Origin of the sequence: Pseudodesulfovibrio alkaliphilus (genome assembly GCF_009729555.1) — a bacterium.
In the GTDB taxonomy this organism is placed as follows: Bacteria; Desulfobacterota; Desulfovibrionia; order Desulfovibrionales; family Desulfovibrionaceae; genus Pseudodesulfovibrio; species Pseudodesulfovibrio alkaliphilus.
The window spans coordinates 49,184-74,897 of the sequence record NZ_WODC01000005.1; the positions used below are offsets into that span (position 1 = coordinate 49,184).

Sequence of the window (25,714 nt, forward strand, 5' to 3'; positions counted from 1 at the left end):
TGGCGGTTATTCGTCCATTACTCATCTTTGAGCTCGCGGCTCATGAGATCCTTGACAGCGCAGGCCGGGTCCTTGTCCTCATAGAGGATGGCGTGAACCTGCGTGGTGATGGGCAGCTCCACGCCGAGCTTGCGGGCCAGGTCGTGCAGGGCCTTGGTGGTCTTGACGCCCTCGGCCACGGCTTTCATTTGCCCGACGATGGCGTCGAGCTTCATGCCCTGGCCCAGCTTGAGGCCCACCTGCCGGTTGCGCGAGAGGTCGCCGGTGCAGGTCAAAACCAGGTCGCCCATGCCCGAGAGCCCCATGAAGGTACGCACCTGCCCGCCCATGGCCTGACCCAGGCGGCTCATCTCGGCCAGTCCCCTGGTTATCAGGGCGGCCCTGGCGTCGTGGCCGAAGCCCAGGCCGTCGGAGATGCCCGCGGCGATGGCGATGACGTTCTTGACCGCGCCGCCCAGCTCCACGCCGCGATAGTCGGGCGTGAAGTAGACGCGAAAGGCCGGGGTGGAGAAGGCGGACTGGAGCTCATGGCCCAGTTCGTGGTCCTCGCAGCCCAGCGACACGGTGGTGGGCATGCCCGCGCTGACCTCGGCGGCGAAGGAGGGGCCGGAGAGGGAGGCGTAACGCGGATGCTTGCCGTCCAGCGCCTGGGCCACCACCCGGCTCATGGGGGCCAGGGTCGAAAGCTCGATGCCCTTGGAAGCGCAGACCATGACCGGATTGTCGGGCAGGATGTCGCGAAACCCCTCCAGGGCAGGGCGGATGAACTGGCTGGGGATGACCAGCAGGAAATAGTCGGCCCCGGCAAAGGCCGTTTCAGGGTCGGATTCCACGGCCAGGGCGTCGCAAAGACGCACGCCGGGCAGAAAAGTGCTGTTTTCACGGGTGTCGCGGATGGCGGCCACCACATCGGGCTCGCGGGCCCAGAGGGTGGTGCTCACCCCGTTTTTGGCCAGCATGTCGGCCAGGGTGGTGCCCCAGGCTCCGGCACCGAGAACGGCTATCTTCATGGAGAAACTCCTTTTCTGCTTGATGGCCCTTGAGCATACGTGCGCCTGCCGCCCGTGGCAAGTCCCGAGGCCGGGCGCAAGACGCCCCGGTTGCATCCTCGGGCGCAGACGGGTATAGAGCACAGCCATGGCAATACGATTCACCGAGACACAAGAGCGTATCCTGGCCCTGGCGGGCACGGACCTGCCGGATACCGAGAGGCCGTTTCTGAGCATCGCCGAGCAGGCGGGAGTGGACGAGCAGACCGTCATCGACCTGCTCGCCGACCTCAAGGAGCGCAAGATCATCCGCCGCTTCGGGGCCACCCTGCGCCACCAGAAGGCGGGTTACGGCCATAACGCCATGGTCGCCTGGAGAGTGCCCGAGGAACGGACCGAGGCCGTGGGCGAGCTTTTCGCGGCCCGGCCCGAGATCAGCCATTGCTACATCCGCCGCACCTACCCGGAGTGGACCTACAACGTCTACACCATGATCCACGGCGAGCGGCCCGGTCAGACCGACGAGGTGGTGGCCGAACTGGCCGAAATCACCGGCATCGACGATCATTGCACGCTCAAGTCCCTGAAGGAACTCAAGAAGACCTCCATGGTCTATTTCAAATAGGAGCCGCCCATGGATTCCAAAGCGCTTTACGCCAAGGCCAAGACCCTGATGCCCGGCGGGGTCAACTCGCCGCTGAGGGCCTGTCGCTACGTCAACGCCGAGCCCATCTTCATCGATCGCGCCAAGGGTGCGCGCATGTGGGATGTGGAGGGGCGCGAGTATATCGATTACGTCCTGAGCTGGGGACCGATGATCCTCGGCCATCAGGACCCCGCCGTTTCCGACGCCGCCCATCGTGCGGTGGACAAGGGGTCCAGCTACGGCGCCCCCTGCCTGGGCGAGGTGGAGCTGGCCGAGGAAATCTCTCGTCTCATTCCGTCCATGGAGATGATGCGTATGGTCTCCTCGGGCACCGAGGCCACCATGTCCGCCCTGCGGCTGGCGCGGGGCTATACCGGCCGCAGCAAGTTCGTCAAGTTCATCGGCAACTACCACGGCCACGCCGACTCCTTCCTGGCCGCCGCCGGTTCGGCTGCAGCCACCGTGCCCGGCACCCCCGGCGTCCCCGAGGATATCGTCCGCCACACCCTGCTGGCGCACTACAACGACCTTGAGGCCGTGCGGGCGCATTTTCAGGCCAGCGGGCAGGAGATCGCCTGCGTCATCGTGGAGCCTGCCGCGGGCAACATGGGGCTGATTCTTCCGGCCGAGGGATTTCTCCAGGGGTTGCGCGATTTGTGTGACGAGCACGGCGCACTGCTCATCTTTGACGAGGTCATCACCGGGTTCCGGCTGGCGCGGGGCGGGGCGCAGGAGCGTTTCGGCATCACCCCCGACCTGACCACCCTGGGCAAGATCATAGGGGGCGGGTTCCCGGTGGGCTGCTATGGGGGCCGCAGGGGGATCATGGAGCACATGGCCCCGGTGGGCGGCGTGTTCCAGGCCGGTACACTGTCGGGCAACCCCGTGGCCATGGCCGCCGGACTGGCCACCCTCAGGCGGCTTGGGGAATGCGACTACGCCGGGCTTGAGGCGCGTACCCGCGCCCTGGCCGAGGAATTGGCGGCCATCATGGCCTCCAAGGGCCAGGCCGTGTTTCTCAATACCATCGCCTCGGCCTTCACCCTCTATTTTTCGCAGGGGCCCGTGACCAACATGATCGAGTCAGGCAAATGCGATTCGGCCGCCTATGCCGCCTTCTGGCAGCAGATGCTGGCCCAGGGCGTCTATCTCGCTCCCGCCGGATTCGAGTGCGCCTTCACCTCCTTTGCCCACACGGACGAGGATTTCGAGAAGACCCTGGACGCGGCCCGCAAGGTCCTCTTCTGACCGGGGATGGCCGTCTGCCCCGGTTCGTCGGGCGGCGGCCAGGGAGAGCGGCCATGCCCGAACCCATCAAGATAGCCGTCTACGCCCTGACCGGGCAGGGGTATTCCCTGGCCTCGCGCATTGCCCGCGAGACGGGCGGCGTCCTCTTTGCCACGCCGCGTCTGGTCCGAGGGACGGATGTGCCTTTCGACTCCCTTGCGGATCTGGTGGGCGGCCATTTTCACGGTTTTGACGGGCATGTGTTCGTGGCCGCGGCAGGCATAGCGGTGCGCTGCATCGCGCCGCATCTGCGGGGCAAGGACGCGGACCCGGCCGTGGTCTGCCTGGACCAGGACGGCCGGTTTGCGGTCAGCCTGCTCTCGGGCCATCTGGGCGGGGCCAATGATCTGGCCCTGCGCTGCGCGGCCATCAGCGGCGGTCAGGCGGTCATCACCACGGCCACGGACTGTGCCGGGCTGCCCTCGCTGGACATGCTGGCCCGGCAGCGGAACATGGCCATCGGCAATCTCGGCCGGGTCAAGGCGGTCAACGCGGCCCTGCTGCGCGGCGAGGCACTCCAACTGCATGATCCGGGCGGATATCTGCGCACAGGGAACCAAAGCCATTTCGTCGCGGTGGACGATCCGGCCCGGTGGCGCTCCGGCGAGCCGGGCGTCTGGGTCTCCTGGCGCCGGGATTGCCCGGACGAGGCGGCGCTACGCCTCTATCCCCGTGTGCTCATGCTCGGGGTGGGCTGCCGCCGGGGCGTGGGAGAAGCGGCCATCTCGGCCCATGTCCGCGAGTCGTTACGGGCGGCGGACCTTTCGTTTCTGAGCATCGGCGGCTTGGGCAGCGTGGGGGCCAAGGCCGACGAACCGGGTCTGCTCGATGCTGCGGCCGCGCTGGGGGTGGTGCCTGAATTTTTTGATGCCCGGAGGCTGGCAGCGGTGAACGTGCCCAATCCCTCGACCAGGGTGGGCCAGCGCATGGGCACTGCCTCGGTGGCCGAGGCCGCCGCCATCCTGCTGGCCCGTGGCGGCCCGTTGGTCATGGAAAAGACGCGAACCGACAACGTCACGCTGGCCGTGGCAAGGAGCGAATCATGCTGACAGCCGTGAGCCTGGGGCCGGGGGATGTGAGCCTGCTGACCCCGGCGGCCCATACGGCCATCGCCCGGGCCGATGTGGTGGCCGGGTACAAGGGATACATCGAGCTGGTGCCGCCCGAGTTGCTGGCGGGCAGGGAGGTCATCTCCACCGGCATGACGGGCGAGGTGGACCGCGCACGGGCGGCGGTGGAGGCGGCCCGCGCCGGGCGGCGTACGGTCATGGTGTGCAGCGGCGACGCAGGCGTCTACGCCATGGCCGGGCTGCTCCTGGAAATCCTCGAGGCAGAGGGGCTGCTCGATTCTGTGCCCTTCGCCGTGGTCCCTGGAGTGCCCGCCTTTGCGGCGGCGGCGGCGCTGCTGGGCGCCCCGCTGATGCACGACTTCGCCTCTGTCAGCTTAAGCGACTTGCTTACCCCGTGGGAGGTCATCGAGAAGCGCCTTCGGCTGGCCGCCGAGGCGGATTTCGTCATCGCCCTCTACAACCCCCGTTCCAGGAAGCGGGACGACCATCTGGCCAGAGCCCTTGCGGTCATCGCCCGAAGCCGTGTCCCGGGAACCCCGGTGGGCGTTGTGGGCCGGGCCTATCGGCCGGGACAGAGCGTGATTCTGACCACCCTTGACGCGGTGGACACGGACGGGGTGGACATGCAGACCGTGCTCCTCGTGGGCAACTCGGCCACCCGCGCAACGGGCGGCCGTATGCTCACCCCACGCGGATACCATCGCAAATACGCCATGAGCCGGGAAAAGGGAGGGGAGTGACCCGCGAAAATCCCGGACGCAGAGGGCGCGAAGGGTCCTTTGACCGGCAATCCCTCTTGCCCTGTTGTGCCGCCGGGATGGAAACCCCTTGCCTTTCGAGGTGATTTTCAGGTAAACCCAACCGTCTACGATGGCACCCCTTGCTTGACAGGGGGGGGATACTTATTTATCCCGCACAGTAGAGAGTGTGACGGTTTCTTACTCATGCAACAGGAGGAAGTAGGTACATGAAAAAATCTCTGATGATCTGTCTCATGGTTGCCGCGCTGGTTTGCGTTTTCGCGCTGCCCGCGGTCATCGCCGGTGCCGCGGTGCCGGAAACCGTGACCATGAAGGCCCCTGATGGCGTTGAGATGACCCGGACCGAGGTTGTCTTCCCGCACAAGGCCCACGAAGGCCTCGGCATTGACTGCTTCGTGTGTCACCACACGAACGACTCCAAGGACTCCATCACCGGCTGTTCCGTTGATGGCTGCCACTCCGTGGTCGATCTCAGCAAGGATGGCAAGAAGGACCCGACAGGTTTCTACGCCGCCTTCCATGGCAAGTCCGATGCTTCTTGTCTGCAGTGCCACAAGAACGAGAAGAAGGCCGGGAAGAATCCCCCGGTGGCTTGCAAGGACTGCCACAAGTAGTCTGACGGCCGATCCCAAGGGGAGCTGTCCGCGACAGCTCCCCTTTTTCAAAATCCCGCCTTCCGGAGGTATCAATGACCCCGGCTCCACCGCCCTCCCACAAAGACGACAGCGTTGATGTCAACGACATGCTGAACGCCGGCAAGCCCGAGAACGAGGGGCTGGACCCGGATTCGCTTGATGCGGATTTCGAGCAGGAGCTGGAGGATCTTTTTTCCGACGATCTTGAGGAGGAGCAGGCCGCGGGCGACGAGGACGACGGCGAACCCATCGTCCTTGACGAATATGTCACGGTGGAGTCCGACGGCAATGTCGATATCCCGGAGGATGTCCCTGCCTCTGAGGACGGGGATGACGAGGCGTTGCTCCTGCTCGACGATCTGGCCGACGACGATGACGACGTGCTGCTGCTCGACGATGTGGCGGGAGACGACGCGGGCCAGGATGAGGACCAGGATGAGGACCAGGATGAGGACCAGGACATGGCCGCCCTGCTCGAGGACATCGCCGAAGCCAATGACCCCGAGCCGGAATCCGGCGATGACGAGGGGGCTATCGAGCTGGACGACCTGATCGACGACTCCGGCGAGGACCTGCAAGACCTCGACGCCCTGCTGGCCGAAGCCGAAGAGGTGGACGACGCCGGTTCCGAGGAGGGGGGCTTTGTCGACGACGCGGGCGGGGATGTGGACGACGACATACTCCTGCTCGACGAGGTTGTGCCTGCCGAGCCCCCGGCCGACCCGGCAAGGGAGCCGGACGCACTGGACGCGGCCCTGGCCGACGAGATGGAACAGACGCAGGGCATGGCCCCGGATGTGCCCGGCAGCGAGTCCGTTCCCGAGGAGGCGCTGGACCGGATCATGGACGAGCCCGCTGCCGAGGTGGACGGGGACGGGCTTGCCGACCTTACCGGGCTGGACACTCTGGATGACGATATGGAAGACATGGACAGCCTTCTCGACAATGTGGAGGTGGACGTGTCCGACGTGATGGCCGATGCCTTGGGCGAAGAGACAGGCGAAGACGCGGAGGCATCCCTTTCCGAGTCCGATATTTCCGACATGGATCTGCTTGACGCGGCATCCGGGGAGATGGCTCCGGCAGCCGGACTGCCCGGCGAGGGCCTTGGCCGCGAGGAAGAGGAGGCCGTGGACCTGGGTGACGAACTCGCCCGCGAGGCCATGCCGCACGATGCCGGGGTGGACGTGTCCGACGAGGTGGACGTGGACCAGCTGCTGGCCGATGTTCGCCCCGAGGCTGTCGAGGCGTCCCTGCCCGAACTCCAGGCCAAGGTGGCCCGGCTCGAGGCCCGCGTGGCCGAGCTGGAGAGCCGCATACGCCAGGAGATAGCCAGCTTGCTCCCGGCCGAGGCGGCCCGCATCATCCGCGAGGAGATCGCGGCCCTGGCCAGCGAACTGGAAGACTAGCCAGCCTTATCGCGGCGGGCTTCCGGCCTCTGCGCTATCGCAAGGCCGCGGGTCTTGCGAGTTTCCCTTTCTTCATGTCGCCTTCTTTCGGCGGCGGCAGTCTCAATGAACCGGGCCGGTTCCGGCCTCCAGAATTGTTTTCCAGGCCGGAAGCAGTGTGTCGAGGCTGTTGGCCAGCAGACGCATGAACCGGACTTCCAGGTCGATCATGGCCCGATCGTTGCGCCGCAACCATTCCGATAGCCATGCCATGCGCAGGGCGAGGATCATCTCCGGCAGCAGGGCCAGCGCCCGCGGCGGCAGGCAGGCCTCGTCGCGCAGGGTGCGCAGCAGGGCCGGGGCCAGTCCGCGGACCAGGGCGGCCGGTTCCTCTATGCCCACACAGCCAAGGCAGTTGGCCGCATCAAAGAGCACGGGCCGATGCCCGGCGAACTCCCAGTCTATGACCGCCGCCACGCCAGTTCCGCGCCAGATGACATTGCCGGGATGGAAGTCCCCGTGGCAGGGCGCGGTTTCAAGGTCCGGCCATGCCTCGGCCAGGGGGGTCGCGGCTGCCAGTATCGGGGTCAGTTCGCGGTGCAGGTCCGGCTGGCGTTGGGCGATGGTCGCCATGAGCGTCTTAATGTAGCCGGGCAGGGAGAATCCGGGTTCGCCGTCGAAGTCCCGTGATCCCGCCCCTGCCCGGCGAAGCGAGGCCAGGAAACGGCCGAGGTGGATGCCCCGCTCGGGCTGGTCCACATAGTCCGGCTGGGGGAGGGGGTCTCCGGGCACAAAGGGCGAGAGTTGCCAGTAGGCACCCTGGTCCTGAATCAGGATTCTGCCATCGGGGTCGGCCATCGGGGCTGGGACCGGCAGCCCGTCCTGGGCGAGCCCGAGCAGGAACGCGCCGATGCGTCCGCGCCGCGCAACACTGCCTGAGCCGAGTCTTTCGAGAACCAGGACCCGGCCTGTTGAGTCCTGCACGGCGGCTCGGGCCTCGCATCGCTCGGGGCTGCCCTGCAGGGGGATGTCGGGCCGGTCGCAGCCGGGCCTCAGACCCCAGAGGGCCAGTCGTCCCGCGTCGGGAGCCGGGGACAGGGAGCGGGGCATGGGGGTCTCCTTTTTGGGGGGTGGCACGGTCAGCCCCCTGTCTTATGGCCCGCCGGACCTCGCGTCAACCCGACCGCCAGCGCATGGCACTCCCCAGGCTCTCCCCATTTTGTCCTGTCGTCTTCAGCCCGGAGTCACGCTTGGGGACGTGCGCAGGATCATGAGGGTTTCCCTTCGAGCTGAACTCATGTATGTTGAAAATTCCGTGGCTGATTTCAGCCGCACCCCCAGAAATAAGTCGGGTAATCATGGCATTGAGAGCGAGCAAGCGGCGGCCTTTGGTGGCCCAGTCCGAGATTCGGAGCATGTCCATAGAGTGTGCCCGGGTCGGCGGCATCAATCTGGCCCAGGGCGTGTGCGACCTGCCCGTGCCCCAGCCCGTGGTGCGCGGCGCGGCCGAGGCCATGGAGCGCGGCCAGAATATCTACACCCGCTTCGACGGCCGGGCCGAACTGCGCCGGGCCATCGCGGCCAGGCAGCAGCGCGATACCGGCCTTGAGGCCGACCCCGAGATCCAGGTGGTGGTCTCGGCCGGGGCCACGGGTGCCTTCTACTCCGCCTGCCTCGCCCTGCTCGACGAGGGCGACGAGGTGGTGGTCTTCGAACCGTACTACGGATACCACATCGTGACCCTGGCCGCCCTGGGCATCAAGCCGGTCTTCGTGACCCTGGCCCCGCCGAGCTGGGAGTTCTGCGCCGCAGACCTGGAGCGGGTGGTCACGGAGCGCACCCGGGCCATCATCCTGAACACCCCGGCCAATCCCTCGGGCAAGGTCTTCAGTCGCGAGGAGCTGGCCCTGGTGGCCGATTTTGCCCAGGCCCACGACCTCTTCGTTTTCACCGACGAGATTTACGAAAACTTCGTCTTTGACGGCCGCGAGCACATCGCGCCCGCAACCTTGCCCGGCATGGCCCGGAGGACCGTCACCATTTCCGGCCTCTCCAAGGTCTTTGCCATCACCGGCTGGCGCATCGGTTACGCCGTCTGCGACCCCGAATGGGCGTTGGCCATCGGTCATTTCAGCGATCTGGTCTATGTTTGCGCCCCGGCCCCGCTGCAACTGGGCGCGGCGCGGGGACTCGACGAGCTGGGGCCGGATTATTACCGGGGTGTGGCCGAGGACCACGAACAAAAGCGCGACCTCTTTTGCGCCACCCTTGGCGAGATCGGTCTGGTGCCCCATGTGCCGCAGGGAGCCTACTATACCCTGGCCGACATCTCGCGCCTGCCCGGCGACACGGCCAAGGCCCGGGCCATGCACCTGCTTGAGCGCACTGGCGTGGCCTGCGTTCCGGGCACGGCCTTTTTTAGAGGTGACGCGGGCCAGACCCTGGGTCGGTTCTGCTTTGCCAAGGAGATGCCTATACTTGAAGACGCCATGGGCAGGCTAAGGAAGCTCGAATCATGACAGAGAAGGAAAGACAGGAATTCAAGCGGTTCGCCAGCGAGGAAATGGACGCCCTCAAGGCGGAGATTCCCCGGCTCGAGGAACTGGTCAAGCCCGTGGCCCCGGACAACGCCATCGGCCGGGTCTCGCGCATGGACAACATCGTCAACCAGTCCGTGGCCGAGGCCCAGCTCTCCAAGGCCAGGGTGCGCCTCGCCCGCCTTGCCGATGCCCTGCGCCGAGCGGACGAGGACGAGGACTTCGGCCTGTGCCTCGTCTGCGACGAGCCCATTCCCATGGCCCGCCTGAAGGCCATGCCCGAAACCCAGTACTGCGTGGAGTGTGCGGAGTAGGGGGCAAGGGCGAACGCATCAATAACCATCTAATAAGAATCTCTTTTTTCCTCAAGGTCGCAGCTTTTGAATAGGGCTTTGGCAGCAGAAGGCATTGATGGGAAGCGTTTCGTCCCTTCGGGCCGAGGTACTTTTTGGCTGGCGCCCCAAAAAGTACCCAAAAAGTGCGCTTTTTTTCTGTGATCGGGTCTCCCGCGCCGCACCCCAGTAACGTCGGCCCGCTGGCGAAACAGTTGGAAGCGTCGAAGACTCCGCTTCCGCCGGGTTTCGCCCGAGGCGCGGGCCGACGAACTGGCGCTGCGACGCTCCGCCGATTGTCTATCTGCCGTAAGTGAAGTCTAAAATGATGTTACCAGCCTGGATAGAAGAAGGAACCCGGAGAGCACAGGCCCTTTCGGCCCCTCGTGCCCCCAGCCCTTCCATCTTACGAACCCCCCAGCCCTTAAGCCTCCTAAGGCTTAGAAGCTGACCAATCGAGCGGAGCGGCTTTTCCGAATCACGGACGGAGCGAAGCGGAGGACTTGATTCGGGGAGCGGAGCCGATTGGATCAGCTTCTTGGCCGTGGAGTGCAGGCGGCCAAGCTCGTAAGCCGAGCTTTTTTGGTTCTTTTTTGGGGCGGCCCAGCCAAAAAAGAACCCCGCCGGGAGGGCAATTCCAAACTTGGAGGAGCGACAGCGACGGCTCTTTTCTTCAGCTTCTCCCTTCTGTCACCGAAGTGACTACTGGGAAGCGTTTCGTCCCTTCGGGTCGACTTACTTTTGGACCGGAGCGCCCAAAAGTAAGCAAAAGGCGCTCTTTATACTGTGATCGGGTCTCCCGCGCCGCGCTCCAGTAACGTCGGCCCGCTGGCGAAACAGTTGGAAGCGTCGAAGACTCCGCTTCCGCCGGGTTTCGCCCGAGGCACGGCCCGACGAACTGGCGCTGCGACGCTCCGCCGATTGTCTATCTGCCGTAAGTGAAGTCTAAAATGATGTGACCAGCCTGGATAGAAGAAGGAACCCGGCCCCCCTAACCCCGCCGGGAGGGCATCAAAAAACCTGGAGGAGTGACAGCGATGGCTCTCTGCCGCTCCTCTTGCTCCCCAAGGCGCAAACAGGGAATGCGATGCGTCTGCCCATGCCCACCTCCTGGCGGTTGTGGCCCGGAGCCTTGTCTGGTAGTGCGGACAGGTCGTCTCACCAGCCGATTCAGGAGGGCGCATGATCGGGGACAAAGATTTGGGTTTTGAAACCAGGGCCGTGTGGGCCGGGGAGGACAGGGTGTCTGCGGGCGAGGCCACCCAGGTGCCGGTGGTGCATAGCGTGGCCTTTGCCTACGACGACCTGGACGAGTGGCTGGAGGTGTCGCTGGGCAACCGGCCCGGACATTTCTACACCCGTAATACCAACCCCACTGTGGCGGTATTCGAGGAAAAGGCGCGGGTGCTGGAGGGCGGCGAGGCAGCTGTCAGCGCGGCCAGCGGCATGGGCATCATCTCGGGCGCACTTTTTGCCCTGCTGGCCTCGGGCGACAGGGTGGTCTCGGTCAAGGATACCTACGGCGGCACCAACCGGCTCTTCACGGAGTTCCTGCCCCGCCAGGGTGTGGGCGTGACCCTGTGCGAGACCACGGACTTCGCGGCCATCGAGGCCGAGGTGGCCAAGGGATGCCAAGTCCTGTACCTGGAGACGCCCACCAACCCGACCATCAAGATTCTCGACCTTGAGCGGCTGGCCCGGGCGGGCCGCGAGGCCGGGGCCGTGGTCATGGTGGACAACACCTTTGCCACGCCAGTCAACCAGAACCCGCTGGCCCTGGGCGCGGATCTGGCCCTGCACAGCGCCACCAAGTTCCTGGGCGGCCATGCCGACGCCCTGGGCGGGGTGGCCGTGGGAAGCAGGGATCTGATTCGAAAGATATATGCCTACCGCGAGATAGCGGGCGGGGCGCTGCATCCCATGTCGGCCTACCTGCTGCTGCGGGGCATGAAGACCCTGCACCTGCGCATTGAGCGGCAGAACGCCAACGCCCTGGCCATCGCCCGGTTCCTCGAATCGCATCCCGGCGTGGAGCGGGTGTTTTATCCCGGCCTCGAATCACATCCCGGACACGACATTGCCCGCAGGCAGATGCGCGGCTTTGGCGGCATACTCAGCTTTGTGACCAAAGGGGGAACGCTGGAGGACGCCGGGCGGGTGCTCTCTCGCCTCCGCCTCGCCCGCCGGGCGGCCAACCTCGGCTCGGTGGAGACCATCGCAGGCATCCCGGCCACCACGAGCCATGTGGAATGCACGGCCGAGGAGCGTCGGGCCATGGGCATCCCCGAGAGCCTGATCCGCTATTCCGTGGGCATTGAAAACGTGGAAGACCTCAAGGCGGACCTGGATCAGGCGCTGGCAGGCTGTTGAAAAACGGCGACCTGCTGTCGTTAAGTGACTGTAGGCGAGTCTTCGAGCCGTACAGAGGACTTATGCCGAGGCGAAGTGACTGTAGGCGAGTCTTCGAGCCGTACAGAGAACTTATGCCGATGCGAAGTGACTGTAGGCGAGTCTTCGAGCCGTACAGAGAACTTATGCCGATGCGAAGTGACTGTAGGCGAGTCTTCGAGCCGTACAGAGGACTTATGCCGAGGCGAAGTGACTGTAGGCGAGTCTTCGAGCCGTACAGAAAACTTATTCAAAAAGGTCACAAATCCGCAGGACAGCGGATTTGGGCGTCGGCTCCTGCCGACGCCCCGAAGGGGTGATCCCCAGGACGGGGCGAATCAAACCCTCGCGTACCCGGAGTACGCTTCGGCCTTGACCTTTTTTCGCGCCTAGCATTTCACCATTTTTGAGCAGCCTGCGCGAACATTGTTTCAAAGCTGTAAGAGGCAGGCCGCCTCGGCGGCCAAGGCTTGACTCCGGGCCGTATCTGGCTTAACAAACCACCTCTTTGCCCGCGCTGGACGGGTGCTTTGCGCGTGGATAACGGGGATAACTCGGGAGAGAGGACACTTGTTCGAGAGCCTGCAAGAGAGACTTGGCAACGCCTTTCAGAAATTCAAGGGCCAGAAACGACTTGACGAGGACAACGTCAGGGAGGGGCTGCGCGAGGTGCGCCTTGCGCTCCTTGAGGCGGATGTCAACTTCAAGGTGGTCAAGGGCTTCGTCGATCAGGTGAAGGAACGCGCCCTGGGCGAAGAGGTCATGAAGGGCCTCAATCCGGGCCAGCAGATCGTCAAGATCGTCAACGAGGAGCTGACCGAGCTTTTGGGCGGCGAGCAGCAGGGGCTGGACCTGTCCGCCAAGCCGCTCAAGCTGATGATGGTCGGCCTCCAGGGCTCGGGCAAGACCACTTCCTCGGGCAAGCTGGCATTGTATCTGCGCAAGCACCACGGCCGCAAGCCCTATCTCGTGCCCGCCGACGTGTACCGCCCGGCCGCCATTGATCAGCTCCACACACTGGCCCGGCAGCTGGACGTGCCCGCGTATCCGTCCACCACGGACATGAATCCGGTGGACATCTGCCGCGACGCCATGGTCAAGGCCGCGGAACTCGGCTGCGACCTGATTCTCTTCGATACGGCGGGTCGGCTGCACATCGACGAGACGCTCATGGACGAGCTTGGGAACATCAGGCAGGCGTGTTCCCCGCAGGAAATTTTGTTCGTGGCCGACGCCATGACCGGCCAGGACGCCGTCACCGTGGCCGAGGCCTTCAACGACAAGCTCGGCATTACCGGCGTGGTGCTGACCAAGATGGACGGCGATGCCAGGGGCGGCGCGGCCCTGTCCATCAAGACCGTGACCGGCAGGTCGGTCAAGTTCGTGGGCGTGGGCGAGAAACTCTCGGACATGGAGCTTTTCCACCCCGACCGCATCGCCTCGCGCATCCTCGGCATGGGCGACATGATGACCCTCATCGAAAAGGCCCAGTCCGAGATCGACGAGGACGAGGCCAAGGCCATGGCCGAGAAAATGGCCAAGGCCGAGTTCGATTTCGAGGACTTTCTCGGCCACATGCGCAAGCTCAAGAAGCTGGGGAGCATGGAGGGGCTGCTCAAGATGATTCCCGGCATGGGCAACGTCATGAAGCAGCTGGGCAAGGACGCCCTGCCCGAGGACGAGATGCGCCGTACCGAGGCCATCATCTCTTCCATGACCCGGCAGGAGCGCCGTCAGCCCGCGCTTATCAACCAGAGCCGCAAGGAGCGCATCGCCAGGGGCTCCGGGGTCAAGGTGGCCGATGTCAATGTGCTCATCAAGAATTTCAAGCAGATGAGCAAGGTCATGCAGGCCATGATGGGCGGCGGCAAGAAGAAGGGCAAGTTTGGCCTGCCCAAGCTGCCCGGCCTGGGCGGCGGCGCCATGCCCGACATGAGCGCCCTGGGCGGAATGCCCGGCATGGACGCCCTGGGCATGGGCGGAGCTGGCGAAGAGTCTGCCAGGCGCACCGTCTCCAAGAAGACGCTCAAGGAGCGCAAGAAAAAGAAGCTCAACAAACAGGCCCGCAAGAAGAAAAAGAAATAGGGACAAAAAGACGACGTTGTCTTTCCACCGATAATCACCTTGCCAACATGTAGGCAACAACGTATTACAACACTATTGGGGGTATAAGTACCATGGCTATGAAAATCAGACTGACCCGGATGGGTGCCAAGAAGCGTCCCTTCTACCGCGTGGTGGCTCTCGACAGCGCCGTGCGCCGCGACGGACGCCCCGTGGAGTACCTCGGATACTACAATCCGATGGTCGAGCCCGCCGAGGTCAACCTCGACATGGAAAAGATCGAGAAGTGGCTTGCGCAGGGTGCGGAGCCGAGCAATACCGTTCGCTCCCTGCTCAAGAATGCCGGCAAGTAGCACCGTGCTTCTCTCGTCCGGCTTTCCGTTTGGCAGCTCATGTTCAGGGCGCGTGAATCCGCGTCCACACCGGAGGAAGACGTCATGCTGAAAGAGATGATCGAGTACATTGCCAAGTCGCTGGTGGACAATCCGGATGAAGTGCGCGTGACGGAAGTGGAGGGCGAGCAGACCTCGGTCATCGAACTGAAGGTGGCCAAGGAAGATCTCGGCAAGGTGATCGGCAAGCAGGGCCGCACGGCCCGCGCCATGCGCACCCTGCTCGGAGCGGCCTCCACCAAGGTCAGAAAACGTTCGGTTCTGGAAATTCTCGAATAGAGCCCGGCGTCCCCGCGTCAGCGGGAGCGTCGCGATCACGGTTTCTCCGGGGCGGCGGCTCCGGGGTACAGGAAAAGCTCAAGGCCCGGGCGCACCCAGGTGCGCGGGGGCTTGAGCTTTTCGCGCCACGGCCCGCAAAAGCGGGCCAAAGGCGCGGAAGCAGCTAAGGCCCATGGTGAGGACATGAAACAGACCGGGTTCGTACTCGTGGGCGAAATCGTCAAGCCACACGGCATCCGAGGGGAGCTCCGCGTCAGGAGCCATGCGGAATCCCCGGAGCTTTTCGGCCTTGTGCCCGCCATTCATCTGCGGGAGCCGGGCGCCAAGCCCGCGGCCCGCGTCATCCGCTCCTGGCGCGAGCACAAGGGATTTGTCCTGCTCACCCTTGACGGCGTGACCGACCGCGACGGGGCAGAGGCCCTGCGCGGACGTGAGGTGCTGGTGCGCGAGGCCGATCTGCCCGATCTGGACGAGGACGAGCACTACCTTTACCAGCTCATGGGCTGCCGCGTGACCCTGGAGGACGGCAGCCCTGTGGGTGTGCTGGAGCATTTCTTCGAGACCGCCGGGCAGGACACCTGGGTCATCGTCAACGAGGCGGGCGCGGAGATACTGCTGCCCGCCGTGCCTGAGTTCGTTCTGGATGTCGACCTCGACGCCGGGGTCATAGTGGTCGCGCCGCCGGAAGGGCTGCTCGATCTCTACCTCAACCCCGAGCCGCCCAAGGCAAAGCCAGTGCGCCCAAGGCGGGGCAAGGGCGGCAAACAAGCCGGGACCGCATGAATTTTCACATCGTCTCCATTTTTCCGCACTATTTCGAGAGCCCCCTTTCCGCGGGGCTCATGGGCAAAGGCGTGGAGAGCGGTCTGGTCGCCTTTGACCATATAGACGTGCGCCACTTCGCCGGAGGCATCCACAAGTCCGTGGACGACCGCCCCTTTGGCGGCGGCCCCGGCATGCTTCTCAAGCTCGACCCCATGGTCAAGGCCCTTTCGTCCATCGCCTCCCCAGGCCGCATTCTCATGCTTTCGCCGCGTGGGGCCCCCCTGACCCAGGACCGGGTGCGCGAGCTGGCCCGGGAGGAGGACATCACCCTTATCTGCGGTCGATACGAGGGTATCGACGAGCGGCTGCTGGATCTTTTTCCCATCGAGCTGGTCAGCGTGGGTGATTTCGTGCTTAACGGCGGCGAGGCAGGGGCGGTCTGCCTCATCGAGGCCGTGGCCCGGCTCCTGCCCGGTTTCATGGGCCACGCAGATTCCGGCGAGGACGAGAGCTTTTCCTCGGGACTGCTGGAATATCCGCACTTCACCCGGCCCGACGTTTTCGAGGGGCTGGCCGTGCCCGAGGTGCTGCGTACCGGCGATCATGCCAGGATCGAGCAGTGGCGTCGTCACTGCTCCCTTGAAGCCACCCTGCGCCAGCGGCCGGATCTTCTGCCCCAGGCCCGGCTGACCGTGGAGGATGTGGACCACCTGCGCTCCCTGCGCCGTTCCCGTCCGGGGCGCAATCTGTATATTGCCCTGGTCCACTATCCGGTACTCAATAAATTCGGCGAAAAAGTGGCCGTTTCCGTGACCAACCTCGACCTGCATGATCTGGCGCGGCTGGCCAGGACCTACGGGCTGGGCGGTTTTTACGTGGTTACACCCATAGAGGACCAGAAGACCCTGGCAGGACAGATTCTCGCCCATTGGCGCGAGGGCGCGGGCAAGGCCGTCAATCCCGATCGGGCCGAGGCTCTTTCCACGGTCAGCGTTTTTGACGATGTCGACGCGGCGGTCCTTGACATCGAGGCACAAACAGGGCAATGTCCCCGCCTCGCGGCCACTTCTGCGCGGCTGGATCGGGCCCCAGGAGCCGAACCTGCGCTGACATATGGCAACGTGCGGAAATGGCTGGAAGAATCGCCGGTTTTGCTTGTCTTCGGCACAGGCCACGGCCTAGCTTCGGAAGTGCTGGAAAAAGCTGAAGGGACGCTCAGGCCCATCCGGTATATGGACGATTACAACCATCTGTCGGTCAGGAGCGCTGTCGCCATCACCATTGACCGCCTCATGATGGATGAATAATTAAATAGATTTTCCGTTCACAAGGAGAATGACCATGGACATCATCAAGCAGATCGAATCCGAGCACATCCGTCTGGACATCCCGGATTTCAAGGCCGGAGACACCGTCAAGGTTCACTACCGGATCGTCGAGGGCGAAAAGGAGCGCATCCAGGTCTTCCAGGGTGCCGTGCTGCGTCGCCGTCGGGGCACTACCAACGCCACCTTCACCGTGCGCAAGATTTCCGACGGCGTGGGCGTGGAGCGCGTGTTTCCCACCAACTCCCCGTTCATCGACAACGTCGAGATCGTTTCCGAGGGCAAGGTCCGTCGCAGCCGCATCTACTACCTGCGCAACCTGCGCGGCAAGGCCGCCCGCATCAAGTCCAAGCAGATCTGGGAATAGTCCCGCCCCTGCATCAGTGACACCCCAGCCCGGAGCGCGTCAGCGCTCCGGGCTTTCGCGGTTTGCGCCCCGGTCGATGTCTCCGGCGGGGGGCGAGGGCCATACTTGCCCCTTCTCTTTTTGCGTCAAATGAGGCACATCCCCTGCATGTCCCTTGTTCCCGCAACCCAATACCCGCCCCACGCCGTTGCCGGCGTTGACGAGGCCGGGCGCGGCTGTCTTGCCGGGCCGGTGGTGGCGGGAGTGTGCATTCTGCCGGAAACATACGATCTTCCCGGGTTGACAGACTCCAAAAAACTTGCCGCCGTCAAGCGCGAGGCACTCTATCCCCGGATCAGGGAGCAGGCCGTGGCCTGGGCCGTCGGCCTCTCCTGGCCGGGCGAGATCGACCGGGTCAACATCCTCCAGGCCACCTTTCTGGCCATGGGCCGGGCCGTTCGGGCCATGAAGGCGTCTGCGGCCCTGCTGCGCATCGACGGCAACAAGACCATCCCCGGCCACGCGCTGGGCCTGCGCGTGGCCCAGGAGTGGGTGGTCGGTGGGGATGGGTCTGTTCCTGCCATCTCGGCGGCCTCGGTGCTTGCCAAGACCTTTCGCGACCGGCTGATGGTCAGGTTGGCGACCCGCTATCCGGGGTACGGGCTGGAGCGGCACATGGGCTATGGCACGAGGGAGCACCTGGAGGCCATCGTCCGGCTCGGCCCGTGCCGGATACATCGGCTGACCTTCCGGGGCGTGCGGTCCGAGCCCGAGCCCCAGCGGCAGGGGAGTCTCTTCTGACCCGATGCCTGCCGGTGCTGGCGTCCCATATCCCTCTGTGCTAGCCTGCAATCCATGGATACGTCGAACACAATCACACCTGCCAGGCGGCGCGGCGACCTCGGCGAGGATGCTGCCGCCCGCTTTCTGGAGAGCCGGGGCATGCGCGTTGTCGAGCGCAACTGGCGCTATCGCCAGTGGGAACTGGACCTGGTCTGCCGCGACGGGGATACCCTGGTCTTCGTGGAGGTCAAGACGCGTATGGCCGGGTCCATGAGTGCTCCGGCCGACGGACTGGGCCGGGCAAAGCGGGCGCGGTTGGTCAAGGCGGCCAGCCGGTATCTGAGCGCCAAAGGGTTGTGGGACGAGCCGTGTCGGTTCGATCTGGCGGCCGTTGTGGACACGGGGGTGTCCCTTGACGTGGAACACATCGAAAATGCTTTTGATCTGACGGGGATGCGCCTGTGAGCAATGCCGGAAAACTCTGGGTGGTAGCCACGCCGCTGGGCAATGCGGCCGACCTTTCCCCCCGTGGCCGGGAAATTCTGACCGAAGCGGACATAATTCTGGCCGAGGACACCCGCCGGGCCGGGCTGCTCTTCAAGCGCCTCGGCCTTGAGCGTCACGGCAGGCTGGTCAGCTTTTTCGAACACAATGAAGACAAGCGGCTGCCCAAGGTGCTCGGTTGGCTGGAGGAGGGCCTGAACGTGGCCCTGGTCTCTGACGCCGGAACGCCGCTGCTTTCGGACCCCGGCTTCACCCTGGTACGCACCTGCCGCGAGCAGGGGGTTGCGGTCTCGCCGGTCCCTGGGCCGAGTGCGCCTGTGGCCGCTCTTTGCGCCTCTGGGCTGCCTCCGCTGCCCTATGCTTTCCTCGGGTTCACGCCGCGCAAGAAGAGCCAGACCGAGGCGCTGTTTCTTGCCTATCGCGACACCGGAGCGACCCTGGTTTTTTTCGAGCGCAAGACGCGCCTTGCCGGCACCCTTGGGATCGCGGCCGAGATACTGGGCGACAGGGAATTCTGCGTGGCTCGCGAATTGACAAAGGAATACGAGGAGTTTTTGCGCGGGCGGCTGGGTGATCTGTCCGGCCTTGACCCGGACCTGCGCGGCGAGATGACCGTGATCATCGGTCCGGCCGTTGGCGGAGAAAGGACCGACGAGGCCGGGATAGCCCGGCTGGTGGCCGAGGAGGAGGCGTCCGGCGGCAAGCCCAAGGAGATAGCCCGCCGGGTGGCCGGTCGCGCTGTCGGCTGGACAGCCAAGGATGTCTATGCCACCATGCGCCCCGCATGAGCCTGAACGCCGCATACCGCAAGGCGCTGGACGGAGCCTCCCTTTCCGATGCCGACATCCGGTTTCTGGTGGCATTGCCCGATGACCGCGTACCGGAGCTTATGCGTCTTGCCCATCTCCTGCGCCTTGCCCGGTTCGGCGACCGGGTGGAGCTGTGTGCCATTATCAATGCCAGATCCGGGGGGTGCACCGAGGACTGCGCCTTTTGCGCCCAGTCCATTCGAAGTGCGGCGGACGGACCGCGCCACGGGTTGCTCCCGGCCGGAGAGATCACGGAGGCGGCCAGGGTTGCCGGGGCGCACGGCGCGACCCGTTTCGGCATAGTGGCCAGCGGCAAGGACGTAAACGAACGCGATTTCAGGGGATTTGCCGCGGCGGTGGAGGGAGTGGCCGGACTCGGTCTGGCCCCGGATCTGTCGCCGGGCATCCTCGACCGGGCGCAACTGCAAGCGTTGAAAAAGGCGGGGCTTGCGGGCTACCATCACAACCTTGAGACCTCGGCCTCTTTTTTCCCGAGCATCTGCACCACCCACTCCTACGAGGAGGATGTGCGGGCGGTGCGGGCCGGGCTGAAAGCCGGGCTGCGCGTCTGTTCGGGCGGGATATTCGGCCTGGGCGAGGGGTGGGACGACCGGGTGGAGATGGCTCTGCTTCTGGCCTCCCTCGGAGTGGACTCGGTGCCGGTCAACTTCTTGCAGCCCATTCCGGGCACCCCGCTGGCCGGGCGCCGGGTGCTCGCCCCGACCGAGGCGCTCAAGATCATCGGGCTGTATCGGTTTTTGTTGCCTGACGCGGCCATCCGGCTGTGCGGCGGTCGGCTGCCGGTCTTCGGACCGGATGGCGGACGCGATCTCCTCGTGTCGGGCGTCAGCGGCCTGATGGTCGGCGACTATCTGACCGTGCGCGGCAGGGATGTGGACCGCGATATCGCGGACATCCGGGCCGCGGGACTCAGGCCGGCGTCCTTTGCCGTGGATAATTAATCAGAGCAGGCTTGCATGTCCAAGGACTCCCTGACCGATCTGCATCAGCTTGTCTGGACCGCGCTTCTGGCAGCCACCATCGGCGCGGGCGCGTATCTCATCGTGCCCATCGGGCCGGTGCCCGTCTCCATGCAGCCGCTCTTCGTCTTTCTGGCCGGGTTCGCCTTGGGGCCCCGACGCGGGGCCATGGCAGTGGGCCTGTATCTGCTTGCCGGAGCCCTGGGGCTGCCCGTGTTTTCGGGTGGCCGCTCGGGTCTTGGGCATCTCTTTGGCCCCACGGGAGGCTATCTTTTGGGTTGGCTGCTCACGGCCTGGGTGTGCGGCATGGCCCGGCGGCAGGACGGGACCATTCCTTGGCTCCGGGGCGCGGGGTTCGGGCTGACAGCGTTGGCTCTTCTCTATGCCGCGGGGGCGGCCTGGCTGAAGTTCGCCCTGTCCCTGAGCTGGCACAAGGCCTGGCTCGCGGGCGTGGTGCCCTTCATCCCCTGGGACGCGCTCAAGCTGGGCGCCGCCCTGGCCGGGGCCAGATACATGACGCGCATCGGGCTCATGCCCGGGCGCAGGTAAGCGTCCACAGCGGGACAGCCCGGAGCACACATGAGCGCCATGAGTCACAGACGTCTGACAAGCCTTCGCCGGGATACGCTGGTGATGGCCTGTCTGCGCAGCTTCATGCGCTGCTTTTTGGCCGGGGCGGGTTTCAATACCCGCGGGTTGCAGAACATCGGCCTTGTCTACGCCATGCAGCCGGGGCTGGCGGCCATTCACACGGAGCCCAAGCGTTATCGGGCGGCGCTCAAGCGCTATGTGCGCCATTTCCAGTCCCATCCCTTCTGGATGCCGTGCCTGGTGGGCATCTATCTCAACGTGGAAAAGGCCATTGCTGCCGGGCGGTTTCCCTCGGCCATGCTCTCCAAGGTCAAGGACACCACGGCCTATTCCCTGTCGGCCATCGGCGACTCGGTCTTTGCCGGGAGCCTGCTCATCTTCTGGGCACTGCTGACCATCTGCCTGCTGCTCTCCGGGCACACTGTGGCCCCTCTTGCGCTTGGCGTCAGTTTTTTCATCGGGTTGCAGGCTTTCCGGGGCTACACCTTTGTCTGCGGCCTGCGTCACGGTTTTCGGTTCCTGGAGCGGCTCAAGCGCTGGAATCTGATCAACTGGGGAAGGCGCGTCAAATACGTTAACGCCGGGTTGCTCCTGTGGCTTTGGGCCATCATCTGGCCCAGGCCCTTTGACCAGTGGGAGTGGCTGGTCGGCATGGCCGCGTTGCTGCTCTTTGCCCGTTTCGTGCGCACCGGGGTGCTCTCGCGGGTGCTGGCGGCCGCATTCTTCGTGATCGGCATCGAGCTTTTCCCGCTGATGGAGCGGCTGATGCGGGAATTTTTGAGCTTGTGATTTTTGGTACAATCCGACATAGAAAGAAGTGTCAAACAAGCAGGTGGTCATGACCGAGACAAACCAGAGTACGGTCGGGGAGCAGGGGGAGTATCTCTCCCGGCAGGTGGTCGTTGCCAACGAGCACGGGCTCCACGCCCGCCCGGCCGGGAAACTCGCCCAACGCGCTCAGGGTTTTGCGGCGCAGATACGCATCGTTCTCGACGAGCAGGAGGTGGACGCCAAGTCCATCCTCGACGTGCTGACATTGGCCGCCGGGCCCGGCGACGTGCTGGAGATCCGCGCCACGGGAGCCGACGCCGCCCAGGCTGTGGAGGCTCTTGAAACGCTGTTTCACAAAAGGTTCAACGACTAGATGGCAGACAAGATTCTCTCCGGCATTCCGGTGTCCACCGGCATAGCCATCGGCAAGGCGTTTTTTGTCAACCGCAACCACAAGGCGCATCTGCCCCGGCACACCGTGTCCGCGGCCATGATGGACGCCGAGGTGGCGCGGCTGCACGACGCCTTTGCCGCCGTGGAGGCGGAGCTGACCGCCATCCGCGAGCAGGTGCCCGCAGACCTTAGGGATTACGGGCTGCTCATCGACACCCATGTGCTCATGCTCAAGGACCCCAAGCTTTCCGGGGTGGCCGAGGAGTACATCCGCACCTTGGGACTCAACTGCGCCTGGGCCCTGGAAAAGGCGGTGGCCGACCAGGAGGCGGCTTTTGGCGCGGTACACGACCCCTACATCCGCGAGCGCATGCAGGACGTGCGCGTGGTGGCGGACAAGGTGCAGGCAAAACTCATCGGCCGCGAGACCGACCTCACGGCGATTCCGGGCCGGGTCATCATCATGGCCCACGACCTGACGCCAGCGGACACGGTGGAGATCCAGGTCAGCCGGATCATGGGATTTGCCACGGTGCGCGGCGGCAAGACCTCGCACACCGGCATCATGGCCCGATCCATGGGCATCCCGGCCCTGGTGGGCGTGGACATGCTGGAGGACGTTGTCCACGATGGCGATCTGGTGGTCATCGACGGCCTGACCGGCAAGATCGTGGTCAATCCCACCGAGGCCGAGCTTGAGGACTACAACGAGCGCGCCGCCCACTTTGAGGACTATACCCTCAAGATCAAGCGCGGCTGCCAGTTGCCTGCCGAAACCTATGACGGCTCCCGCGTTCAGGTGCTGGCCAACATTGAGCTGGTGGAGGAGATTCCCGCCGCGCTGGACAACGGGGCCGAGGGGGTCGGCCTGTATCGCACGGAATACGCCTATCTGAACCGCACCGACCTGCCCGGCGAAGACGAGCTGGCCGAGAAATACATCGATCTGGCCGCCATTCTGTCGCCGCGAAAGGTGGTCTTTCGCACCCTTGATCTTGGCGCCGACAAATTCATCTCCGCCTTTGGCGAGCTCAACGAGACCAATCCGGCCATGGGGCTTCGGGCGATCCGCTTCTGCCTGCGCAATCCCGAACTGTTCAAGAGCCAGCTTCGGGCCATCCTGCGCGCCTCGGCCTATGGCAACGTCTCCCTCATGTTTCCCATGATCTCGGGGGTCAAGGAAGTGCGCCAGGCCAAGGCGTGGCTGGCGCAGGCCAAGGCAGAGCTGCGCCGCGAGGGTGTGGACTTCAATCCCGAGATGCCGGTGGGGATCATGATCGAGCTGCCCTCGGCAGTGATGATCGCCGATTTCCTGGCGCGGGAGGTGGATTTTTTCTCCATTGGCACCAATGACCTGATTCAGTATTCCATCGGCGTGGACAGGACCAACCACCATGTGTCCTATCTGTATCAGCCGCTGCACCCGGCCACCCTGCGCACCATAAAGCTCGTGGTTGACGCCGCCCATCAGGCGGGCATAGAAGTCTCCCTGTGCGGCGAGGTGGCCAGCGACCCGTTCTGCGTACCCATTCTGCTCGGCATGGGCATCGACTCCCTCTCCCTGACGCCCCAGGCAATTCCGGGCATCAAGCGGATCATCCGGCAGACCAACATGCACGACTGCCGGAAACTGCTGCGCAAGGTGCTCGAATGCCGCACCGTCAGCCGCATCAACGGGCTGGTGATGGACAACATCTTCAAGTCCTTCCCGGACGAGGTCACGTTCTTCTCGTCCCTGCTCGAAAACGACGAATCGCCGTCCTAGAACATCTGCGGGCGGCCGGAACAGCCGGACCCGGCACGGCCGGAGCCGCGCACAGGCGCACCGATGCGCCCTCCAAGGAACAGATACCGACCCATGGCAAAGAAAAAAACGACCACCGCGCCGAACACCATCGGCACCAACAAACAGGCCAAGCGCCTCTATGAAATCCTCGAAACCTTTGAGGCGGGCATTTCCCTGCTGGGCAGCGAGGTCAAGTCACTGCGCGGGGGCCACGTCTCCTTCAAGGACGGCTATGTCCAGTTCCGCGACGGCTCGGCCTTTCTCGTGGGCGTCCACATCGCCCCGTACGAGAAGACCGGCGAGTTCGACCAGCATGACCCGGAGAGGCCGCGCCGACTCCTGCTGCACAAGCGGGAAATCCTCGTGCTGCGGGCCAAGACCGAGCAGAAGGGCCTGACCGTCATCCCCATGAAGATGTACTTCAGCCGCGGCAAGGTCAAAGTGCTGATCGGCCTTGGCAAGGGCAAGAACGTCCACTCGCGCAAGCAGGATCTCAAGGACCGCGACATAGCCCGCGACACCGCCCGCCAACTGGCCGACCACCGAGGCTAGCCGGCAGGGAAATGGCCGCCTGCGCTCCCGGGCAAAGGGCGCGGGTTCGAACCGTTGCGGAACACGTTCACAAAGGGACGCATATCCGAGGTTCGGCCAAGGTGGAGTCCCTGACGGGGCGAATCGATCCCCTGTGTACCCAAAGCATGGCGCGGCCTTGAGCGCATTTCCGCTCTGGCCGCTTACCCCTGTCTGCATGGTTCGTTCTTCCGATGACCGGCCCGCGAAAAGACAGGCATGGCTCCCGGCGAACGGGTGGGTTGTCCTGTTTGACTTTGAAAGTCATTTTCACTATTCTGCAAGATCATCGCGGGCACTGGGTGGAAGAATTATTTCATTGCCGAGGGGAGGGGTGCGTCAATGCAGATGACTGTCGCCAATTGCGGGCCGACCGAGGGGTTGCCGGGAACCTGCCGTTCCCTTCTGGAGGCAGGGATGGCCGCCCCGGTTCGCCGGTTTTCCCTGCGGACCGATCTTGATGTGTTCTTTTGGGAGTGCGCGGTCAAGCAGCCGCTCTGTTTCTCGGTCGCCTTTGACGCCCCGGTGCTGCGTTTCAGCTTCGCCATCGAAGGGGAGAGCGTCTCGGACGCCATGAACCAGGAAAGCGTTGTGCGGAGCCGGGGGCGCTACGAGATCCGGTTCTTTCCCGCCACGGGCGGGACGATTGCGCTCAAGGCGAGGCAGAATCATCGCTGGGTGGATGTGGTGCTCAACCCGTCGTTTCTGGAGGTGGCACTGGCCAGCGAGGCCTGCAGCCTGCCGGAACCGCTCCTGCAGCTGGTCCGGTGCGAGGCCGACTCCATGCCCGTACTCAGTCGCGCCATGAACCCGGAACAGTTTGTCGCTGCCTCGCAACTGGCCCAGTGCCCATACACGGGCGCGGCCCGCACTCTTTATCTGAAGAGCAAGACCCTCGAACTGCTGTCCCATGTTCTGGCCGAGCAGTCGCCGCGGCCATGCCGGACGCGTCTGAGCTCCTATGAAATCGAATGCCTGCGAAAGGCCAGGGAACTCCTGACCGCCAGCCTCGAAAACCCGCCCGGCCTGCGACAGCTGGCCCAGAGCGTCGGTCTGAACGAAACCAAGCTCAAGACCGGATTCAAGGCCCTGTTCGGGCAGACCGTCTACGGGTATTTCCGCGCCTACAGGGTCGACCTGGGCCGTCGAAGGTTGCTTGAGAGCGCCGCCACGGTCAGCGAGGTGGCCAGCAGCGTGGGCTACACCAATGTCAGCCACTTCTGCGCGGCGTTCAAGGACAGGCACGGCGTAACCCCATATCGCTACCGCAAGGACAACGCGTTTTTCACTGCCTCCTGACCCAGGCCGTTCTCGCCGACTCCC

Annotated in this window: 27 protein-coding genes; 25 read left to right on the plus strand and 2 right to left on the minus strand. The window is 64.5% G+C overall.

What is annotated here, in order from left to right; translation table 11 throughout:
• Positions 1–17: 17 nt before the first annotated feature.
• Complete coding sequence (locus GKC30_RS08720) at positions 18–1,010, minus strand: NAD(P)H-dependent glycerol-3-phosphate dehydrogenase (RefSeq protein WP_155934145.1); 993 nt, start codon at positions 1,008–1,010, stop codon at positions 18–20.
• A gap of 127 nt (positions 1,011–1,137) precedes the next feature.
• On the opposite strand from GKC30_RS08720, the gene ahbB reads away from it, so the two are divergent.
• The 6 genes from ahbB to GKC30_RS08750 all read left to right on the plus strand — a co-directional run bounded on the left by ahbB (position 1,138) and on the right by GKC30_RS08750 (position 6,797).
• Positions 1,138–1,614 carry a siroheme decarboxylase subunit beta gene (gene ahbB / locus GKC30_RS08725; RefSeq protein WP_155934147.1) on the plus strand — a complete coding sequence of 159 codons (477 nt, stop codon included), beginning with the start codon at positions 1,138–1,140 and terminating at the stop codon, positions 1,612–1,614.
• 9 nt (positions 1,615–1,623) lie between these two features.
• Positions 1,624–2,883, plus strand: a complete 1,260-nt coding sequence (gene hemL / locus GKC30_RS08730; protein ID WP_155934149.1) for a glutamate-1-semialdehyde 2,1-aminomutase — start codon at positions 1,624–1,626, stop codon at positions 2,881–2,883.
• Positions 2,884–2,936: 53 nt separating this feature from the next.
• Complete coding sequence (locus GKC30_RS08735) at positions 2,937–3,971, plus strand: cobalt-precorrin 5A hydrolase (RefSeq protein WP_155934151.1); 1,035 nt, start codon at positions 2,937–2,939, stop codon at positions 3,969–3,971.
• Positions 3,965–4,732, plus strand: coding sequence for a precorrin-3B C(17)-methyltransferase (cobJ, locus tag GKC30_RS08740; protein ID WP_155934153.1), 768 nt, complete (start codon positions 3,965–3,967; stop codon positions 4,730–4,732). Before GKC30_RS08735 ends, cobJ begins: the two co-directional genes overlap by 7 nt.
• Before the next feature lie 227 nt (positions 4,733–4,959).
• Positions 4,960–5,367: a cytochrome c3 family protein gene (locus tag GKC30_RS08745; protein ID WP_155934155.1), complete on the plus strand. Its 408-nt coding sequence runs from the start codon at positions 4,960–4,962 to the stop codon at positions 5,365–5,367.
• Between the two features lie 74 nt (positions 5,368–5,441).
• Entirely contained in the window at positions 5,442–6,797 is a 1,356-nt protein-coding gene (locus GKC30_RS08750) for a midas domain-containing protein (protein ID WP_155934157.1), read from the plus strand.
• A 102-nt stretch (positions 6,798–6,899) separates the two neighbouring features.
• Here the strand turns inward: GKC30_RS08750 and GKC30_RS08755 are convergent, their stop codons facing one another.
• Complete coding sequence (locus tag GKC30_RS08755) at positions 6,900–7,886, minus strand: phosphotransferase enzyme family protein (RefSeq protein WP_155934159.1); 987 nt, start codon at positions 7,884–7,886, stop codon at positions 6,900–6,902.
• A 248-nt stretch (positions 7,887–8,134) separates the two neighbouring features.
• Between GKC30_RS08755 and GKC30_RS08760 the strand changes: the two genes are divergently transcribed.
• The 19 genes from GKC30_RS08760 (at position 8,135) to GKC30_RS08850 (ending at position 25,690) form a co-directional block, all read left to right on the plus strand.
• Complete coding sequence (locus GKC30_RS08760) at positions 8,135–9,295, plus strand: pyridoxal phosphate-dependent aminotransferase (RefSeq protein ID WP_155934178.1); 1,161 nt, start codon at positions 8,135–8,137, stop codon at positions 9,293–9,295.
• Positions 9,292–9,627 (plus strand): TraR/DksA family transcriptional regulator, encoded by a 336-nt coding sequence (locus GKC30_RS08765; protein WP_155934180.1) that lies wholly within the window; start codon positions 9,292–9,294, stop codon positions 9,625–9,627. The genes GKC30_RS08760 and GKC30_RS08765 overlap by 4 nt, the downstream gene beginning before the upstream one ends.
• A 1,200-nt stretch (positions 9,628–10,827) precedes the next feature.
• Positions 10,828–12,015: a cystathionine gamma-synthase family protein gene (locus GKC30_RS08770; protein WP_155934182.1), complete on the plus strand. Its 1,188-nt coding sequence runs from the start codon at positions 10,828–10,830 to the stop codon at positions 12,013–12,015.
• 588 nt (positions 12,016–12,603) lie between these two features.
• Positions 12,604–14,118 (plus strand): signal recognition particle protein, encoded by a 1,515-nt coding sequence (gene ffh / locus GKC30_RS08775; RefSeq protein WP_155934184.1) that lies wholly within the window; start codon positions 12,604–12,606, stop codon positions 14,116–14,118.
• A gap of 92 nt (positions 14,119–14,210) precedes the next feature.
• On the plus strand, positions 14,211–14,450 hold the full coding sequence (rpsP, locus tag GKC30_RS08780; RefSeq protein WP_155934186.1) for a 30S ribosomal protein S16: 240 nt from the start codon (positions 14,211–14,213) through the stop codon (positions 14,448–14,450).
• Positions 14,451–14,534: 84 nt separating this feature from the next.
• Entirely contained in the window at positions 14,535–14,768 is a 234-nt protein-coding gene (locus tag GKC30_RS08785; protein WP_155934188.1) for a KH domain-containing protein, read from the plus strand.
• A gap of 183 nt (positions 14,769–14,951) precedes the next feature.
• On the plus strand, positions 14,952–15,551 hold the full coding sequence (rimM, locus tag GKC30_RS08790) for a ribosome maturation factor RimM (RefSeq protein WP_155934190.1): 600 nt from the start codon (positions 14,952–14,954) through the stop codon (positions 15,549–15,551).
• Positions 15,548–16,840, plus strand: coding sequence for a tRNA (guanosine(37)-N1)-methyltransferase TrmD (trmD, locus tag GKC30_RS08795; RefSeq protein WP_155934192.1), 1,293 nt, complete (start codon positions 15,548–15,550; stop codon positions 16,838–16,840). Before rimM ends, trmD begins: the two co-directional genes overlap by 4 nt.
• Before the next feature lie 34 nt (positions 16,841–16,874).
• A complete protein-coding gene (gene rplS / locus GKC30_RS08800) occupies positions 16,875–17,225 on the plus strand; it encodes a 50S ribosomal protein L19 (RefSeq protein WP_155934194.1) in 351 nt (116 codons plus the stop codon).
• A gap of 147 nt (positions 17,226–17,372) precedes the next feature.
• A complete protein-coding gene (gene rnhB / locus GKC30_RS08805; protein WP_155934196.1) occupies positions 17,373–18,005 on the plus strand; it encodes a ribonuclease HII in 633 nt (210 codons plus the stop codon).
• A 54-nt stretch (positions 18,006–18,059) separates the two neighbouring features.
• Positions 18,060–18,452 (plus strand): YraN family protein, encoded by a 393-nt coding sequence (locus tag GKC30_RS08810; protein WP_155934198.1) that lies wholly within the window; start codon positions 18,060–18,062, stop codon positions 18,450–18,452.
• A complete protein-coding gene (gene rsmI / locus GKC30_RS08815; RefSeq protein ID WP_367614056.1) occupies positions 18,449–19,279 on the plus strand; it encodes a 16S rRNA (cytidine(1402)-2'-O)-methyltransferase in 831 nt (276 codons plus the stop codon). The genes GKC30_RS08810 and rsmI overlap by 4 nt, the downstream gene beginning before the upstream one ends.
• A complete protein-coding gene (gene bioB / locus GKC30_RS08820; RefSeq protein ID WP_155934200.1) occupies positions 19,276–20,262 on the plus strand; it encodes a biotin synthase BioB in 987 nt (328 codons plus the stop codon). Before rsmI ends, bioB begins: the two co-directional genes overlap by 4 nt.
• A gap of 15 nt (positions 20,263–20,277) precedes the next feature.
• Positions 20,278–20,829 carry a biotin transporter BioY gene (locus tag GKC30_RS08825; RefSeq protein WP_155934202.1) on the plus strand — a complete coding sequence of 184 codons (552 nt, stop codon included), beginning with the start codon at positions 20,278–20,280 and terminating at the stop codon, positions 20,827–20,829.
• A 39-nt stretch (positions 20,830–20,868) separates the two neighbouring features.
• The gene (locus GKC30_RS08830) at positions 20,869–21,660 is read left to right on the plus strand and encodes a PTS system mannose/fructose/sorbose family transporter subunit IID (RefSeq protein WP_231117103.1); all 792 of its coding nucleotides are present in this window, start codon (positions 20,869–20,871) and stop codon (positions 21,658–21,660) included.
• Between the two features lie 49 nt (positions 21,661–21,709).
• Positions 21,710–22,015: an HPr family phosphocarrier protein gene (locus GKC30_RS08835; protein ID WP_155934204.1), complete on the plus strand. Its 306-nt coding sequence runs from the start codon at positions 21,710–21,712 to the stop codon at positions 22,013–22,015.
• Positions 22,016–23,800 (plus strand): phosphoenolpyruvate--protein phosphotransferase, encoded by a 1,785-nt coding sequence (gene ptsP / locus GKC30_RS08840; protein WP_155934206.1) that lies wholly within the window; start codon positions 22,016–22,018, stop codon positions 23,798–23,800.
• A gap of 93 nt (positions 23,801–23,893) precedes the next feature.
• Positions 23,894–24,373: an SsrA-binding protein SmpB gene (smpB, locus tag GKC30_RS08845; RefSeq protein ID WP_155934208.1), complete on the plus strand. Its 480-nt coding sequence runs from the start codon at positions 23,894–23,896 to the stop codon at positions 24,371–24,373.
• Between the two features lie 360 nt (positions 24,374–24,733).
• The gene (locus GKC30_RS08850; protein WP_155934210.1) at positions 24,734–25,690 is read left to right on the plus strand and encodes a helix-turn-helix domain-containing protein; all 957 of its coding nucleotides are present in this window, start codon (positions 24,734–24,736) and stop codon (positions 25,688–25,690) included.
• The last annotated feature ends 24 nt before the right edge of the window (positions 25,691–25,714 follow it).